Origin of the sequence: Cellvibrio fibrivorans, from assembly GCF_031457055.1 — a bacterium.
GTDB classification, from domain to species: Bacteria; Pseudomonadota; Gammaproteobacteria; order Pseudomonadales; family Cellvibrionaceae; genus Cellvibrio; species Cellvibrio fibrivorans.
Genome location: NZ_JAVDVX010000001.1, coordinates 870,407 through 887,016 on the forward strand (window position 1 = coordinate 870,407; position 16,610 = coordinate 887,016).

The 16,610-nt window shown below is 53.7% G+C and carries 19 protein-coding genes; 8 read left to right on the plus strand and 11 right to left on the minus strand.

Annotation, left to right across the window (positions count from 1 at the left end; translation table 11 throughout):
* Window positions 1-131: 131 nt before the first annotated feature.
* The gene (locus tag J2X05_RS03630) at window positions 132-389 is read left to right on the plus strand and encodes a hypothetical protein (RefSeq protein WP_310068749.1); all 258 of its coding nucleotides are present in this window, start codon (window positions 132-134) and stop codon (window positions 387-389) included.
* 310 nt (window positions 390-699) lie between these two features.
* Window positions 700-984 (plus strand): hypothetical protein, encoded by a 285-nt coding sequence (locus tag J2X05_RS03635; RefSeq protein ID WP_310068753.1) that lies wholly within the window; start codon window positions 700-702, stop codon window positions 982-984.
* Here the strand turns inward: J2X05_RS03635 and J2X05_RS03640 are convergent.
* Window positions 952-1,860 (minus strand): zinc ABC transporter substrate-binding protein, encoded by a 909-nt coding sequence (locus J2X05_RS03640; protein WP_310068755.1) that lies wholly within the window; start codon window positions 1,858-1,860, stop codon window positions 952-954. The two genes, J2X05_RS03635 and J2X05_RS03640, sit on opposite strands and share 33 nt — an antisense overlap.
* 125 nt (window positions 1,861-1,985) lie before the next feature.
* Here J2X05_RS03640 and J2X05_RS03645 point away from each other — a divergent pair, with 125 nt between their 5' ends.
* The 5 genes from J2X05_RS03645 to J2X05_RS03665 all read left to right on the plus strand — a co-directional run bounded on the left by J2X05_RS03645 (window position 1,986) and on the right by J2X05_RS03665 (window position 5,403).
* Window positions 1,986-2,495 carry a Fur family transcriptional regulator gene (locus J2X05_RS03645; protein ID WP_310068757.1) on the plus strand — a complete coding sequence of 170 codons (510 nt, stop codon included), beginning with the start codon at window positions 1,986-1,988 and terminating at the stop codon, window positions 2,493-2,495.
* Window positions 2,488-3,294: a zinc ABC transporter ATP-binding protein ZnuC gene (gene znuC, locus J2X05_RS03650; RefSeq protein ID WP_310068759.1), complete on the plus strand. Its 807-nt coding sequence runs from the start codon at window positions 2,488-2,490 to the stop codon at window positions 3,292-3,294. The genes J2X05_RS03645 and znuC overlap by 8 nt, the downstream gene beginning before the upstream one ends.
* Window positions 3,287-4,072 carry a zinc ABC transporter permease subunit ZnuB gene (gene znuB / locus J2X05_RS03655; protein ID WP_310068762.1) on the plus strand — a complete coding sequence of 262 codons (786 nt, stop codon included), beginning with the start codon at window positions 3,287-3,289 and terminating at the stop codon, window positions 4,070-4,072. Before znuC ends, znuB begins: the two co-directional genes overlap by 8 nt.
* A gap of 165 nt (window positions 4,073-4,237) precedes the next feature.
* The gene (locus J2X05_RS03660; RefSeq protein ID WP_310068764.1) at window positions 4,238-4,471 is read left to right on the plus strand and encodes a hypothetical protein; all 234 of its coding nucleotides are present in this window, start codon (window positions 4,238-4,240) and stop codon (window positions 4,469-4,471) included.
* An 83-nt stretch (window positions 4,472-4,554) separates the two neighbouring features.
* Window positions 4,555-5,403, plus strand: coding sequence for a UDP-2,3-diacylglucosamine diphosphatase (locus J2X05_RS03665; protein ID WP_310068767.1), 849 nt, complete (start codon window positions 4,555-4,557; stop codon window positions 5,401-5,403).
* 17 nt (window positions 5,404-5,420) lie between these two features.
* Here the strand turns inward: J2X05_RS03665 and J2X05_RS03670 are convergent, their stop codons facing one another.
* The 6 genes from J2X05_RS03670 to J2X05_RS03695 all read right to left on the minus strand — a co-directional run bounded on the left by J2X05_RS03670 (window position 5,421) and on the right by J2X05_RS03695 (window position 12,235).
* Window positions 5,421-6,167: a ZIP family metal transporter gene (locus J2X05_RS03670; RefSeq protein WP_310068770.1), complete on the minus strand. Its 747-nt coding sequence runs from the start codon at window positions 6,165-6,167 to the stop codon at window positions 5,421-5,423.
* A 2-nt stretch (window positions 6,168-6,169) separates the two neighbouring features.
* On the minus strand, window positions 6,170-6,580 hold the full coding sequence (locus J2X05_RS03675) for an acyl-CoA thioesterase (protein ID WP_310068773.1): 411 nt from the start codon (window positions 6,578-6,580) through the stop codon (window positions 6,170-6,172).
* Between the two features lie 14 nt (window positions 6,581-6,594).
* The gene (locus J2X05_RS03680; RefSeq protein ID WP_310068776.1) at window positions 6,595-7,392 is read right to left on the minus strand and encodes a hydratase; all 798 of its coding nucleotides are present in this window, start codon (window positions 7,390-7,392) and stop codon (window positions 6,595-6,597) included.
* Between the two features lie 112 nt (window positions 7,393-7,504).
* Entirely contained in the window at window positions 7,505-8,908 is a 1,404-nt protein-coding gene (locus J2X05_RS03685; RefSeq protein ID WP_310068778.1) for an HDOD domain-containing protein, read from the minus strand.
* 282 nt (window positions 8,909-9,190) lie between these two features.
* The gene (gene recG / locus J2X05_RS03690; protein WP_310069450.1) at window positions 9,191-11,314 is read right to left on the minus strand and encodes an ATP-dependent DNA helicase RecG; all 2,124 of its coding nucleotides are present in this window, start codon (window positions 11,312-11,314) and stop codon (window positions 9,191-9,193) included.
* A 12-nt stretch (window positions 11,315-11,326) separates the two neighbouring features.
* Window positions 11,327-12,235, minus strand: a complete 909-nt coding sequence (locus tag J2X05_RS03695; protein WP_310068780.1) for a hydrogen peroxide-inducible genes activator — start codon at window positions 12,233-12,235, stop codon at window positions 11,327-11,329.
* 66 nt (window positions 12,236-12,301) lie between these two features.
* On the opposite strand from J2X05_RS03695, the gene J2X05_RS03700 reads away from it, so the two are divergent.
* Entirely contained in the window at window positions 12,302-13,168 is an 867-nt protein-coding gene (locus J2X05_RS03700; RefSeq protein ID WP_310068783.1) for an SDR family oxidoreductase, read from the plus strand.
* 45 nt (window positions 13,169-13,213) lie between these two features.
* Here J2X05_RS03700 and J2X05_RS03705 read toward each other — a convergent pair whose 3' ends face one another.
* The 4 genes from J2X05_RS03705 to rpoH form a co-directional block, all read right to left on the minus strand.
* Window positions 13,214-14,254 carry an OmpA family protein gene (locus tag J2X05_RS03705; RefSeq protein WP_310068786.1) on the minus strand — a complete coding sequence of 347 codons (1,041 nt, stop codon included), beginning with the start codon at window positions 14,252-14,254 and terminating at the stop codon, window positions 13,214-13,216.
* A gap of 201 nt (window positions 14,255-14,455) precedes the next feature.
* Window positions 14,456-15,202, minus strand: coding sequence for a tRNA (guanosine(46)-N7)-methyltransferase TrmB (gene trmB, locus J2X05_RS03710; RefSeq protein ID WP_310068789.1), 747 nt, complete (start codon window positions 15,200-15,202; stop codon window positions 14,456-14,458).
* Window positions 15,203-15,231: 29 nt separating this feature from the next.
* Entirely contained in the window at window positions 15,232-15,615 is a 384-nt protein-coding gene (locus J2X05_RS03715; RefSeq protein ID WP_310068791.1) for a DUF423 domain-containing protein, read from the minus strand.
* Window positions 15,616-15,706: 91 nt separating this feature from the next.
* Complete coding sequence (rpoH, locus tag J2X05_RS03720; protein WP_310068795.1) at window positions 15,707-16,567, minus strand: RNA polymerase sigma factor RpoH; 861 nt, start codon at window positions 16,565-16,567, stop codon at window positions 15,707-15,709.
* Window positions 16,568-16,610 lie beyond the last annotated feature (43 nt).

The following is a 16,610-nucleotide window of genomic DNA, read 5'->3' on the forward strand; positions in this document are numbered from 1 at the left end:
GTTACTATGCGTTACATAAGGTAACAGATCGAAAACACCAAAGACGTTTTGTTACCGAGTAACCCTTAACTCAAGACAAAAAGGTTGCTCACAAGGCAACTGGAATTTTCAAACCATCGGAGGAACCCACGATGAAAAAGACCGCACTGATATTTGCAACTTTAGTACTGACCGCCACCAGCGCTTTTGCTGACGAGGCCATTAACACCGAACTGACTCTAGCTGCAGCCGATTTAGGCGTTAAGACAGCTTGGGTTGAAACCCAGGAAGACGCGGAAGCGCGTATTGCTGAAGAATTGGCTGCCAAGACTGATGTGTTGAACGAGAAAGCTAACGCCAACCTCGAACAAAAATTGGAAGCCAAACTTGCACAAGAGTTCGCTCTTTAATTTTAAGTTGTAGCCGCAGCGATTAGTCATCGCTGCAGTGAGTTTTCTTTAAGCTGTTGTTTTGATTGGACTATCTCCCTTATTTTCTCCTCGTGTATTAGCCCTGCATTTGACCTTATAACTTTTTGTTTGGTCGCTGCGGGGCTCTTTTTTTGTACCAGTCACAAATTTGTAATTTGCTTTTACAGTGGCGCCTAAGCCCCTCACGGTGTTTATTTCTTGACCTAGAATCGAACTGTGAAGCTGAATTACTGGACAGCTTCCTCGCGAAAAACGCGCCCAACCGCTTATAACCGCACTGGAGGATGTCATGGACACCTTAATTTTTTCCCAAACCGCTATCTTTCGCATGCAACAATTGGCGAGCTGTGTTTATCACAAAACCGGGGTTCGCCATCGCATGGCTACACAGGATGGCATGTTGGCGTTGTTGCGGGAGGCGGGTGCATCAGCTGATCGAGATATTCGTCAATACTACGACTCGTTCGTCATGGAATTGAATAAGCGTCAATTGGATATGCTGGAAGCGCGCGATGTCAGTATGCGTAAACCCTTCTACGCCTCAGTGACCACGCCGATCCGCAAGGCAGGTTAAAAAGCTCTGGCCGAGTTGTTGTAGCAGTTGTTGATAGCTGGATACCTGTTGTTCACCGATGGGATCCAGCAGACCGATACGCAGATTGAGTGTTTTTGCCAGCTCATCCATCCCCTGCGCTTTGTAGTATGGCTCCATAAATAGACATTGCCCCTCCTTTGCTAGCACCTCCCGTAACTCCTGCAGATGTCGTGCGCCAGGCCGCCGCTCGGGCGTGTAGGTCACATAAGCAACTTGATGCAGGCCATAACGCCCAACAAAATGCCCATAGCCCTCATGGTAAACCGCAAAACCCATAGTCTTTACCGGCTCCAGCTGCTTTGCCAACTGTTGATCCAATAATTGTACCGATGTAGCGAAACGCTCCGCATTAGTGCGGAAGACTGAAGCAAACTCAGGCTGCAATTCCCCCAAACGTGCCGCCAATACCTGCGCAATCAGCACAGCATTGCGTGGATCAAGCCAAATATGGGGATCATGCCCAACATGGACATGGTTGCTGTGATGATGATCGCCCTTCACTGCTAACGGCCAGTGCAAGCCGGTTAACTCATAACTGGTGATTAACCTATTCGCAGGAAGATTGGCGAGCGGGCGCGCAAGAAAACTCTCCAATTCCGGCCCGACCCAGAGCACCAAATCCGCGGCGAGCAAGCGTTTGTGGTCAGACATTTTGAGTGGATAGTCGTGCGGGGAAGCCGTAATCGGCAAGAGGGTGACAACGTCGGCCTGGTCACCGGCCACTTCCCGTGCGATAAGCGCCAGCGGTTTGATGCTCGCCAATACCTGCAATTTCGCCTGTGCTGGCACCGCCAATAACAACGCCAGACTGATAAGCGCCAAGCCCTGCTGGAAAGAAACCCCGCAATACCGCATAACCCAAACCAATCCCGTAAATACATGCCAGATGAAAGGTTATAGAGTAACATAGCTGAACGTTTACATCGCCCTCTACCTGCTCTATCCAACCACTTGCCCGGGCGCATCTAGCCAGAGAAATTATGGAACACACCCCCATCGCCTGCAGCCATCATGACCATAACCATTGCATTAGCGATGCGCTTGAAGCCGCTCGCCAGCTCTGTGTAGGTCGCGGGGTGCGGCTCACCGATTTGCGTTTACAGGTGCTGGAACTCATCTGGCAAAACCACAAGCCTCTCGGCGCCTATACATTGATGGAGATGTTGGCCAAAGCCAATACCCGCCGCGTGGCGCCGCCGACAGTGTATCGCGCCTTGGATTTTCTATTGGAGCAGGGATTGATTCACCGTATCAACGTACTCAATGCGTTTATCGGTTGCCCTTCACCGACAACCAAACACCAGAGCCATTTTTTGATATGCCGTGCCTGTGGTATCGCTATCGAACTCGACCAACCGCAACTCAGCCAACAGATTATTGGCGTGGCGCAGGACGCTGGATTTCAGGTGGAGAGCCAGTCGCTGGAAGTCTCCGGCCTCTGTGCAAACTGCGCGGGTAACACTGAACATGACGGGCATGGGCATGAGTGATTATTTGATCAAAGCGCGCGGCTTGGGTGTGACACGCAATGGCCGCCAGATTTTACAGCGCGCCGATTTAACCCTGCGAACGGGCAAGATTGTCACCCTTATTGGCCCCAATGGCGCGGGCAAAACCACTCTGGTGCGCGCCGTACTCGGACTGATCAAAGTCGATGAAGGCGATGTTCTCAAGGCGCCAGATCTACGCATAGGCTATATGCCACAAAAACTCCATATCGATGCCAGCCTGCCACTGACTGTGGCGCGTTTCCTCGCATTAGGCGGTAAAGCGCGCGCAGATCTAGCCGAGACTCTGTCGCTGACCGGTATCGATAAGCTCATTAACATGCCCATGCAATCACTCTCCGGCGGCGAAACCCAGCGAGTGTTACTGGCGCGTGCACTCTTGCGCGATCCACAGTTATTAGTGCTGGATGAACCTGTGCAAGGCGTAGATGTGACCGGGCAATCGGCGCTCTATGCACTGATCAACGAGATCCGCAACCGTCGCCAGTGCGGGGTGCTACTGGTATCCCACGACTTGCATTTGGTGATGGCGACAACCGATACGGTGATCTGCCTTAACCAGCATGTTTGCTGCGAGGGCCACCCGGAACAGGTGACTAACGACCCGGCCTATCTTGCACTGTTCGGCGAAGCTGCAGGTGCGGCCAATCCGCCGCAAGTGGCGATTTATACCCATCACCATGACCACCAGCACGATGCACACGGCAACGTGATCCACGCCAAACCCGGCGGCTCTGCCCATATCCACACCAGCGCTTGCGGACACGATCACCATGCCTGATTTTTTATTGCTTGCTCTACTCGCCGGTATCGCGGTAGCACTAGTAGCCGGACCGCTCGGCGCCTTTGCTGTCTGGCGTCGCATGGCCTATTTCGGTGATACCCTTGCCCATTCCGCCCTGCTCGGTGTGACTTTTGGTCTGTTACTGGATATCAACCTCAATCTCGCCATCGCCCTCGGCTGTCTGCTGCTGGCCCTGATTCTGGTGGCACTACAGAACAACCGCTTCCTTGCTACAGATACCCTGCTGGGGATTTTGTCCCACTCCACTCTCGCGCTCGGGCTTGTTTGCGTGAGTGTTTTCAGTGAAAACCGCATCGACCTTATGGCGTATTTGTTTGGCGATATCCTCTCGGTCAGCCAAGGCGATGTGATTAGCATTTGGGTTATTTCGCTGGCGGTGATTGGCGCCCTTATCTGGCTCTGGCGCCCGCTGCTGGCAATTACCGTGCACGAAGAATTGGCGCAGGTGGAAGGTGTACCCGTGACCAAGGTGCGTACCGCTTTGATGCTGCTAATGGCGCTGGTAATTGCTATCGCGATGAAAGTAGTGGGCGTACTACTGATTACTGCGCTGTTGATTATCCCCGCGGCCGCCAGCCGTCGCTTGACCCATACACCGGAGCAGATGGCGCTGGTATCCAGCCTGCTCGGTGTCATCGCCGTACTAGCTGGACTCGCGGCATCCTATTGGTGGGATAGCCCCGCTGGCCCTGCGATTGTGCTCTCCGCCACCCTGTTGTTCAGCCTCACACTGCTGAAAAAACAACAGGCCTAAGGCGCCGATTCAGGCCTCCGAGGCTGTCGTTTTGTAAGCCAAATCGCACAAACTTTAGCGAGAATTGCGACTATTATCACATTCGGGATTCAAGGATACTGGTCAACATCCCGCCTTGACACAAACGTAAAGTTTGGCGGCAAAATCAGCAAGGACAACGCCTACATGACAATTTTAAATATCGGTAACGAAGCCTTTAACAGCACGGAAGTTGCCGAAAAGGTGCAAAACGACATCAACTTTTTGCTCGCGCGGATTGATCATTTGCGGCAGCAGCCCAACCCCAATCCCGTGGTATTGCACACCTACCAGGAAATGCTGGAAAGCCGTCAAGCGGTATTGGAGTGGTTAGTGCACGACCAAGCCCCAATCCTGACAGCGGCACACAACGGCGGCTAGCTGTCACCCAAAGTTCATCAAAATGTTGCGTTTTCGTCACATGCTCACCGCAGACTTGGGTGAAACAGCTACGGAAACGCACTATGACTTCTTCCGCCAATGCCCTTGTTGCGCCCTTACCTGTTGCTGCCAGCAGCGACTATCTGGATAGCCCCAAACCTGCCAGCTACCTAATTAACGCCCGCACTGTGTGGATCTCGGACATTCATCTGGGTTTCCGCGACTGCAAAGCCGATTACCTGCTCGACTTCCTCAGCCACATCCACTGCGACACCCTCTATCTGGTGGGCGACATTGTGGATTTGTGGTCGCTCAAGCGTCGCTTTTGCTGGCCGCAAAAACACTATCAAGTGATGTTGAAATTCTACGAACTGGCTGCCAAAGGCGTGCGTGTGGTCTACGTACCCGGCAACCACGACGACCCGATCCGCCACTTTAGCGGCCAGTTGTTCGGGCCGATTGAAATCGCGCGCGAGCACGAGTATGTGACGGCCGATGGCAAACGTCTGCTGATCATGCACGGCGATGCAATGGACGCCTATATCAACCATAGTTGGCTTAAGCGGGTTATTGGTGACCACGGTTACGAATTGTTATTGTTTATCAATCGCTGGTCAGACCGCTTCCGCAAATTGCTGGGACGCCCCTACTTCTCGCTCGCCGGGTTGATCAAAAGCAACATCAAAGGCGCCAAAGCGGCGATTGCCACCTATGAGCGGGAGGCCATTGCCGAGGCCAAGCGACGCGGCTACGACGGCGTGGTCTGCGGTCATATCCACTACCCGGCACTGCGCGAAGAAGGCGGCTTACGCTACGCCAACTGCGGTGATTGGATCGAAAACTGCACCGCGTTAGTGGAAGATCATCAAGGCTGCATGCGCCTGCTGCATCACAGCGATAAGATTCATTGGCAGGAGTTACAGAGCGCCTAAGGTTTAACGATAGGGATTCAGGTTTCCAATGCCTGCATGGTAACAGCGGCGATAAAGCCAGCCGCGGCAATCAATCCTGACAGCTCATGGGTTTCGGCAAAGGCTTCGGGGATCATAGTCTCCACCAGCATCGCAAAAATGCCGCCGGCGGCGATGCAGGTTATCAGCGCTTTGATGTGCCCGGGCGCGCCGCCAAAAAACACAGCACCGATAATCGCAAATACCCCCGATAAGACTGCCATACCACCCCAGAGCCGCAACATAAACCAACCACCATGGCCGGCACGGCGCATACCGGCAGTACTGGAAAGCGCTTCAGGAATATTGGAAATAAAAATAGCAGCGATAGTGGCGAGGCTGAGTTTGCCACCGCTGGCAACCAGCAAGCCTATCGCAATGGATTCGGGTAGACCATCGAGCAAGGTGCCCGCCGCAATCGCCACGCCGGTATTGTTCGCCGCCGGTTGCTGGCTGTGGGAACGTTTGCGATGTTTGACGCCGGATGTATTCAGCCAGTGGTTGATCAGCGAAAAACCCGCTGCACCCAGCATAAAACCACCCGCAATCCAGCCCATACCCGCTTCGGCCAAAGCACCATCTACCAAATCAAAACTGAGCGCCGCAAATAAAACGCCACTGCCGAAAGCCATGATGTAAGCGACAACTTTGGGGGGAAAGTAGATAAACCAGCCCAATGCCGAACCCAGTAAGAGTGCGCTGGCGGCGATAAGCCCCCAAGCGCCCGCCTCCAGCCACAGCGGCATGGTCAACTGCCAAACCAGCCGCGCACCAGATCGGGCAACGGGACCGACCGGCCATCAACACTGCTCACCCACACCACTTTGGAATAGCCCTCTGCCGCCGTGGTGTCCGGTTGGGATGCGGTGTAGATCTTGTACTTGACCATAAAGCTGGAACGCCCCGGCTCGCTGATAAAGACGTCAATACGCAGGGTCTCGGGGTGGAAAATCGGGCGCAAAAATGTGCAGCCAATAGTGACGACTACTGGGTGAGTATCACTTTTGAGGGGTAGCCCTTTCTCCAGCATCCACATAAAACGCGCTTCCTCAAAGTAGCGAAAGTAGAGCGTATTATTGACGTGGCCATAGGCGTCCATATCGCCCCAGCGGACGGGAATGTCGCAGGAAAAAAACGGTTGTGATTCATCATGGCTCATTGGTTTCTACTCCTTTATGCGGTCTGTTTGGCCATAAAACTCACCTGCATGCTGCCTAAACCAGCATAGTCGATCCGGATATCGGTGTTGAGTGGCACTTCAATCACCCCGGCATAGGAACCGGTAATCACTGCCTGTCCGGCGACTATGCCCTCCCCCCTGCTGCGCAGGAATTCGGCCAGCCAATAGAGCGGCGCGCGCGGATGGGTATTAGGGTGCTGCCCCTGCCGCTCGATCACTTCGCCAGTGGCGCAGGTCATGGTCACTGTAAAGCTGCTGGCGCCACGGGCGCTGGCGCAATCCACCTGCGGGCCGATAAACAGGCCCTGGTTAACGAGACCATCGGCGAGCATTTCAGGGAATTCACAGCTGGCCGGGTCGGCGTAGCGGCTGTTGATCAACTCCAATGCCATATGGGTGCGGACGATGGCGGCATCAACTTCGGTGGGGGTATATGGCTCAGCGCGCGCAGGTAAATCCTGGCCGAAAAAGAACGCGAGTTCAGGTTCTATACGTGCTCTCTCGCCCTCAGCCGTGGTTTTAGTCCAGAGGCTGACCGGTGGTACAGAGTCTATAGTGCGGGTGTAAATCGGGCCGATAACCAACTTGTCTTCCGGTGGTAACAGGCATTTCCAGCCACCGATGCTGTCGTCCATTTTTTCGCACCACGCATCAGTGACAGCGGCCTGGATCGCCAGCGCCTGGTCCAGATTTTGTGGGCGGCAGTGTTCAGGCAATCGCTCAGACTGACTGCCACTAATACGGCGTTCAACCAAAATAGCGGCCGCCTCGGCAGCGGGGAAATCGTTCATAAATCATTACTCAATCTGGTGGGAGATGACCTGCAGCATACCGATCAAAAATCACTTACACCATAAACAAAAAACCCCTCGAAAGGGGTTTTGGCTGCCGCTGATCTAGCTGTTAGTGGTGCGGCGACAGCTCATGGGCGATATGTTTGAGGTCATCGCTGGACTCAATAATATTCGCCACGGTGGTATAGGCTTTTTCCGGATCAAGATGCAAATCTTCAAACACCTGCGGAGGAATTGCCAATTTCGGTCCGCGGCCAATATTGTGCTGGTGCAACAAGCGCTGTGCCACAAAGATCAGCTTCGCGTAAGCAGCGTACTCACCCTGGTAATGCGGATTGTTCTGGTGGCGCAAGCCCACTACAACTTCCTCCGGCATCGACCACAGCGACATCAACGCTGCCCCTAGTTGCTCGCGGGTAACGCCGAGCAAATGGCGCTCTACGGCTTGATGATCCACATGGGGATTGGTATCCGCCAGTTCGCAGTAGTTGTGGAAATAGGGTGGAAACACCTCTGCGAGAATCAGGTAGCCGAAGTTATGCAGCAGGCCGCACAGGTAGGCCATACCAAAACTGGGGCGGTGGTCGCGCGGAATGGCAGTTACCAAACCTTCAATCGTGGCTGCCATATACACCGCTTGCTGCCAGTAAGGCAGTGCACCGTGAGGGCCTTCTTTGGGGATGGTCATGGCTTTACCAAGCGACAAGCCCAGCGCCAGATTGAGCACCATGTCAAAACCCAGCACCCGCACTATGGCGTCGTGGATGGATTTGATTTTGCCCGGCGCCGAATAGTAAGGCGACGCTGCCCAGCTCACCACTTGCGCGGCAAGGCTAGGGTCAGTCTCCACAATTTGGGCGAGATCGCTGATATCGGCATTGGGGTTAACACGCAGCTTGATAATGCGCTGGGCAGTATCCGATAAAGGCGGTAATTCGAGGGTTTCCTCTAAGCGCTGCTTCACCCGCAGTTGGGTGAAATTGCGCACTGCACCGAGGATCTGATCGGTATCGCTGGTACTGGTATCGTCCACCTCCAGCGGCTCAAGCGGCACGGCTATATCGCAAATAGTCGCATCATCCATAATTTGCTGGAATTCTTCGCGGCTAAAACGCAGCAGCTGTTTCTCATCGCCCGAATCGGCCAAGAGTTCACTACGCTCAACCAGACTGCGGTCGATCAGCGTCAGCAGGCCGGCGAGCTTGGGAAGCGCAGGTATGGATTGCAGATTGTGGGATACACAGAATTTATGGACATCCTCCGGTTTGGCGGCATGGAGTTCGCGGCTTAATTGACGGTTGACCGCCTTGAGATCCAGCAGGCGATCCGCTGCAAAAATCACCTGTACCCGACCTTTGCCGTCCTGCAGGATTACTGACTTAGCTGCGCTCATAGTACGTAAATGCTGGTCATGCCAGAGCGCTCGTTCATTCTCATTCACTGGCACTTCAGACACCTGATAATGCACATTTTGCTTGTTGAGCAATGATTGAACACTGGTAGGGACTGACACGGCCTACTCCTCTTTTTAATTCCAAGTGGTTGATATGCATAGGTTTAAATGACTCTGGGCCGCTTTAGTCTGACGAGTGTAATCCAGTAAAAGCAATTCTCATATAGTCAAACAACATAATTGGCGGAGCGCATTGTTTCCCGGCAGACGATCTATCCAAGCATAGTCGAGATTTAGGGGTGCACAGGGCAATCTGGTGGAAGATATCGATAACTCGGTCAAAAAATGGAACAATTCTCATCCACAGGAAGAAACATCCGCCAAATCCTTATAAGCCAATCGTTATACCTGTAGATAGCGTTGGTTTTCACCCAACCAGCGCAACACTAACTGGCCGCACAGCTGTGGATAATCACTCATTAATAAGAGCGCGGCATCTTTGACTTCGGGTAGTAAATGACTGTCGCGCTGCAAATCGGCGATTTTGAATTGCATTTCACCGGTTTGGCGGGTTCCCAACACTTCGCCAGGTCCACGCAGCAGTAAGTCCTGTTCGGCGATATAAAAGCCGTCGCTGCTTTCACGCATCACCCGCAAGCGCTCGCGGCTGTTATGCGATAGTGGCGAACCGTACAACAGCACGCAGTGGCTCGCCGCCGAACCGCGCCCTACGCGGCCACGCAGCTGATGCAATTGCGCAAGGCCAAGCCGCTCGGGGTTTTCGATAATCATAAGGCTGGCGTTGGGCACATCCACCCCCACCTCAATCACCGTAGTGGCGACCAATAAATCCAATGTATTAGCCTTGAACGCCGCCATCACTGCCTCTTTTTCCACCGGCTTCAACCGCCCGTGGATCAGGCCGATACGCAGATGCGGCAAGGATTGCGTCAGATTGGTCAAGGTCGCCTCGGCTGCTTGCGCCTCCAGCGCCTCGGACTCTTCGATCAACGTGCACACCCAGTAGGCCTGCCGCCCCTGCTCGCAGGCCAGACGCACCCGTTCGATCACCTCTTCTCGGCGATTATCGCTGATCACCACCGTGGTAATCGGAGTGCGTCCGGGAGGGAGCTCGTCGATCACCGAACAATCGAGATCGGCATAAGCGCTCATCGCCAAGGTGCGTGGGATAGGTGTAGCAGTCATTATCAACTGATGCGGACGAAGCAAGCCGGATCGCCGATTTTCCTCACTATTGGTACCTTTTTCCGATAACGTAAGGCGCTGATGAACACCAAAGCGGTGCTGCTCATCGATCACAATCAAACCCAGATTCGCAAACTCTACCGCCTCCTGAAATAGTGCGTGAGTGCCAACCACCACCTGCGCTTCACCGCTGGCGATAGCCGCCAGTTGGGTGCGCCGCTCAGCCACTTTTAACTTGCCGGTCAGCCAGCCAAGTTGGATGCCGAGCGGCGTCAGCCATTTGCCAAAATTGAGCCGATGTTGCTCGGCGAGGATTTCGGTCGGCGCCATAATCACCGCCTGTTTACCGCTGGCGACGGCAGCCAAAGCCGCAAGTGCCGCCACTACCGTCTTACCGGAGCCTACATCGCCCTGCACTAGCCTAAGCATGGGGATAGGTTTGGCCAGATCGGCGGCAATTTCACTGACGACGCGGCTCTGGGCGCGAGTTAGATTGAAGCCCAACTGCGCCAAAAATCGGGCCTGCAAACTCGCATCCAAATTCAGGCGGGTGGCGCCGTCGGCCTGGGTTTCTCGGCGCAACAGCAATAGGCTCAGGTGATGCGCCAACAATTCTTCAAACGCCAAACGCTGCTGGTAGGGATGCTCACCATCCATCAACTGCTGGATATTGGCATTGGTCGGCGGCTGATGCAGATAGCGCAAAGCATCGGCAAGCGAAGACTGGTTAAACTGGCGGCGCACCACATCGGGCAGCAACTCTTTAAGCGCGTGTGTATCGAGCCATGTCAGTGCCTGCAGTGCCAGTGAGCGCAGGCGTGGCTGGGTCACGCCTTCGGTGGCTGGGTATATCGGGGTGAGCGACTGCGCCAGCGGTAGGGGCGCCGCGGCGCTCAACTCATCGTATTCGGGATGGTACATCTCCAGTCCCGAGGCGCCGCGGCGCGTCTCACCAAAAATCCGCAAACGTGTGCCGCTCACCAGCCGCTGCTTTTGCGCGTTGTTGAAATGGTAGAAACGCAGCGTGATTGTACCGGTGCCATCCTGCACTTTACACACTAGGCTGCGGCGCTTGCCAAAGACGATATCGCAGGCGCGCACCTCCGCCTCGATCACCGCATTGACGTTGGGCTGCAGGGCGCCAATCGGTGTGATGCGGGTGCGGTCTAGGTAACGCAAAGGCAAATGCAGAAGGATGTCTTGCAGGCTAAATAGGCCTATCTTCGCCAATTTGGCAGCCAAACTGGCGCCAACGCCCTTCAGAGCACTGGCGGGGATTTGGTCGAGGGTTCTCTCGCTAGCAGATGCCAAAGTAGATATTACTCGCCAGGATCAGTGGCGGCAGGCTTTAATCGCCGCACGCAAGGCATCAATGGCTTTGTGGCGCGGAAAGCTGGCTCGCCAGGCAAGTGCAACTGTACGACTGGGTGACGGTTCAATAAACGGGCGGGTGACCAATACTTCTGAGCTGTAGAGCGAACTCTCGGCGGCCGAGGCGGGCAAAATAGTCAGGCCGAGGCCCGAGGCGACCATATGGCGCAGGGTTTCCAGTGAACTGCCCTCGGCGGCGGTGCGCACGTTGCTGGCGTTGGCCTCGCCGTGGTGTTGCAGGCTCGGGCAGGTAGTGAGCACCTGGTCGCGGAAACAATGACCTTCACCAAGAAGCAACAGCTGTTGATCATTCAGGTCATCCGGTTTCAGGGCTTCTTTGGCGGCGAGCGGATGGTCTTTAGGCATCAGCACCACAAAGGGTTCTTCATAAAGGGCTTGGGTAACCACATCCGGCTCAACGAATGGCAGCGCCACAATAATCACATCCAACTCGCCATTGCGCAGTTTTTTGCGCAGATTGTGGGTATAGCCCTCTTCTACATAAAGCGGCATTTTGCTCGCTAATTTTTGCAAATGGGGGATAAACTTGGGCAGCAAATAGGGGCCGATAGTGAAAATCGCGCCGACCGACAGGGGGCTGCTAAGTTGGTCTTTACCGGCATCGGCGAGGTCTTTAATGGCCGCTGTCTGCTCGAGTACCAGATTCGCTTGCGCTACGATTTGCTCGCCGAGCGGTGTGGGCTGCACGCGCGATTTGGTGCGCTCGAACAGCGCTATGCCCAGCTCATCTTCCAATTTTTTTACCGCAATACTCAGGGTCGGCTGGCTTACGTAGCAGCGATCGGCCGCGCGGCCAAAATGTTGCTCCTGGGCAAGCGTGACTATATAGCGCAATTCGGTCAGGGTCATAATGCAGCTCCGTTACTAAGACTTCTGTGAATAGCCTAAAACTATCAGATTGGCGACTTTTATCAAATGACAATTAACGCATCTTCACAAGAAAAGCTATTAATCATCGGTTGTGGCGATATTGGCCAGCGCCTCGCACTGCAACTCGCCTCTCATCACTATCGGATTACCGGCCTGCGCCGCCATCCGCCGGAAGATTTACCCTACCTCCAGTACCGCGTGTGCGATGCCACCCAGACCGGGCAACTCGACGCCCTGCTCGGCAGCGAAGCGTTTGATGTCATCGTGATCAGCATGACGCCCGCCGAGCGCAGCGATGCGGGTTATGAGCAGGCTTATGTGCAGACCTGCCGCAATCTGGTGGCGGGATTAAAACGACACCAACAACAGCCGCGCCTGGTCCTCTTTGTTTCTAGTACCGCCGTGTACGGACAAAACGACGGTAGCTGGGTAGATGAATCATCGCCCACACAACCCGAAAGCTTTAGCGGCAACCGCTTGCTGGAGGCGGAGCAGGTGATACAAGCAAACGGCTTCGCCCACAGCTGCATCCGTTTTAGCGGAATTTACGGCCCAGGCCGCAACCGCTTGATCGAGCAGGTGAAGCAACAGCGTGCATCGGCCAGCCCGCACTACACCAACCGCATCCACGCCGATGATTGCGCTGGAGTGCTCGCACATTTGATCGAGCTACAGCACAAACAAGATCTTGCACCAGTGTATCTGGCGACAGACTCATCACCCACTCCGATGGTTGAGGTCGTCAACTGGATCGCCGAACAATTGGGGATTCGGGACTTTTTAGCGTCCGACGCAGTAAATGAGCGCGGCAATAAACGGATTAGCAATCAGCGTTTGCTGGCGACGGGTTATTCCTTTCGCTATCCAGATTTCCGCGCGGGTTATGCCAGCCTAATCAACTTACAAGCATAAAAAAACCCGGCACGCTGGCCGGGTTTTTCGTCACACGCGGAGCTATTAATTGCGTGTTTCGGTCTTGGTCACTTTAGTAGACACCTGGCCTACTACGCGACGGTTCTGCTCGCGGCCAGCTGCATTCATGTTATCTGCAATCGGCTTGGCTTCGCCGTAACCAATCGCATTAACACGATCTGCACCTATACCATATTTGGTAATCAATGCCGCTTTCACCGAGTCAGCACGGCTTTGTGACAGCTTTTGGTTGTAGGCATCAGAACCCTGGCTGTCGGTGTGACCTTCAACAGTCACAACGGTATCAGCATATTGGTTCATAAAGGTTGCCAAATTGGCTACTTCGCTTTCAAATTCAGGTTTGATAATCGACTTGGCGGTATCGAAGGTGATGTTCAATTCGATGGCTACACTTTCGGTCAATTTCAGTGAACAACCCACTGCATCCACTTTGTGCGTTTTGGGGGTATCAGGGCATTGGTCTTTAGAATCCAATACACCGTCGCCATCGCTATCTGCTTCTACCGGTGCAGCAACAACAGGAGCAGCGGCGACAGGTGCTGACTCACCACCAAAAACAAAACCAATACCAGCAGTTACGGCTAAATCGGTGTATTCATTGTCGAGGCTGTTAAAGGCACGTACGTCGGTGCGGAACTGCCAGCTATCGCCCAAGCTGCGCTTTATACCAGCACCCAGGTTGAGCAGGGTGTCACGCTCGGAAGACGGATCGGCAGCGTTGAATTCACGCTCCTGATCGCCCACGCCAAAGGCGACATAAGGGCGCCATGCGCTCTCGGTATTGATGTGGTAAAGCATATCTAAACGGTATTGGGTGCCATCTACATCGACACCACCGGATTGGGTTTCGCTGTCCCAGCGACTTGCTACCAAATCCAACATCCAGTTTTCAGTCAGGGCAAAACCAACGCCAAGACCCCAAGTGTTGGCATCTTCCAGTGAGTCTTCAAAAAATGTACGACCAGCGTCAGCATGGATTTCTACTTTGTGGTTGTCGGCGCTGGCGCCAGTTGAAATTACTGCCGCAATAGCAGCTGATAAAGCAAGTACGTGTGTGTGTTTCATAGCCATTTGTTCTCCGTAGAAAATAGCGAGGTTCCAAAAGACAATCTGATTCCCTCGATTGATTAGTTGCTAAAGCTGTTAAAACGTATCTGTTGTAAATCTATCAATAGTTACCGATCTAAAAGCTGATTGTCTGCAGAAATCCGTTTCATGATTATTTTCAGGTGGTTACCTTAGCAAATTAAGGCAGTTTATGCCAATTTACGATGTTTTTTTGAACAGCAGATCCCACACGCCATGACCGAGGCGCTCCCCACGTTTTTCAAACTTGGTGATCGGACGGTAATCCGGCCTCGGTGCGTAGCCGGTTTCGCTAAACTCGGTGGCAAAACCTGGCGCAGCATTCATCACTTCCAACATATGCTCGGCGTAGGCCTGCCAGTCGGTCGCCATGTGGAATATGCCGCCGGGAGCGATTTTAGGGCGGAGTTTCTGAACAAAGGCTGACTGGAGTATGCGGCGTTTGTGATGTTTCTTCTTATGCCAGGGATCGGGAAAGTAGAGCTGCAAGCGGTCAATAGCAGCATCGGGAATACAATCTTCCAGCACATCCATGGCATCGGCCATGTATACGCGCAGGTTGGTAAGGTTTTCCTGCCCCGCTACGTTAATCAGGCGGCCAACACCGGGCGGATGCACTTCAATGCCGATAAAATTTTTATCCGGCTCATTGCGCGCCATCTCCAGCAGAGAATCGCCCATGCCAAAACCGATTTCCAGTACCAGCGGCGCCTTGCGGCCAAACACCTGCTCCGGATCAATCGGCCCCTTGAATAAGCTCAGACCAAATACCGGCCACCAGCTATCGAACGCATTTTTTTGGCCGACAGTAATGCGCCCGGCGCGGATCACAAAACTGCGGATCGATTTGGGTTTAAATTCGGGCTTAATTAAAAACCCTTCCTCGCCGGACTCAACATCGGGCGTTAACTCAGGTAATTCGGACATAAAGGCTACAAGTTATAAAGTAAAAGAAATCAATCGGCCGAACTGGTCCGCCATGCAGAAATCGTGAGCAGCAACCAACCAATCAAAAAACAGAGTCCGCCCAACGGGGTAATTGGCCCCAACCAACGCGGAGCACCCAGCGCCAACGCGTAAAGACTGCCACTGAACAGTAGGGTGCCCAGTATAAAGGCTAGGCCAGCGGCTTTTAACCCTGATGCAGCAGGTTTCTGTTTAAACCAAAGTGCAACCAGCATAAGCACAAGCGCGTGATACATCTGGTACTGCACACCGGTTTTGACCACCTCTATCATCTCCGGAGCGAGCATTTGCTTGAGACCATGCGCTGCAAAAGCACCTATAACAACTGTGAAAAAACCGCTAACAGCGGCGATCACCAGAAAAAATCGCGCCACAATATCACCTTCAAAAATACGTTTTATAAATGGGCAGACAATAAAAAAGCCGCGCTAAGCGCGGCTTTTCAGGGTGCTATTGGAGCGAGAATTAGGCTTCCATCATCATGGTTTTGACTTTGTTCATGGCATTCTTTTCGAGCTGGCGGATACGCTCGGCTGATACGCCATATTCTGCAGCTAGATCGTGCAGGGTCGCCTTGTCGTCATTCAACCAGCGGCGCTGCAGGATGACACGGCTGCGGTCATCCAGTTTTTCCATCGCCTTTTCCAAGCCATTGACGTTGGACTCTTCCCAATTGGATTCTTCCAAGCGCACAGCGGGATCATAGCGATTGTCTTCGAGGTAATGTGCCGGCGCTACATAGCCATCATCTTCGTCGTCTTCACCAGCGTCAAACCCTGCGTCATAGGACGCTAAACGACCTTCCATTTCGCGCACTTGTTTGACGTCAACACCCAGATCTGCCGCGACAGCATGGGCTTCGTCATTGCTCAACCACGCCAAGCGCTTTTTAGCGCCGCGCAAGTTAAAGAACAATTTGCGCTGGGCTTTGGTGGTGGCGATTTTAACGATGCGCCAGTTTTTCAGGATAAATTCGTGGATTTCGGCTTTGATCCAATGCACGGCAAAGGACACCAAACGCACGCCTTTATCCGGATCGAAACGTTTGACGGCTTTCATTAGACCGACATTACCTTCCTGTACCAGATCACCCAGCGGCAGGCCGTAGCCGTTGTAAGAGCGGGCGATATGCACCACAAAACGCAGGTGCGCCATAACCAGTTTACGGGCGGCGTCGAGATTGCCGTTGGTGACCAGATCGCGTGCCAGCTCCTGCTCTTGCTCAACAGTGAGAATAGAGAAGCTGCTAACTGCCTGAACATAGGCATTCAGGTTTGCACCAGGGGCCAAAATGCCAATAGGTTGCAGACTTGTGCTTGTGCTCATGTTTACCTCCAGTTTCAAGATTGCCCGAGTGTATCACCCGCCT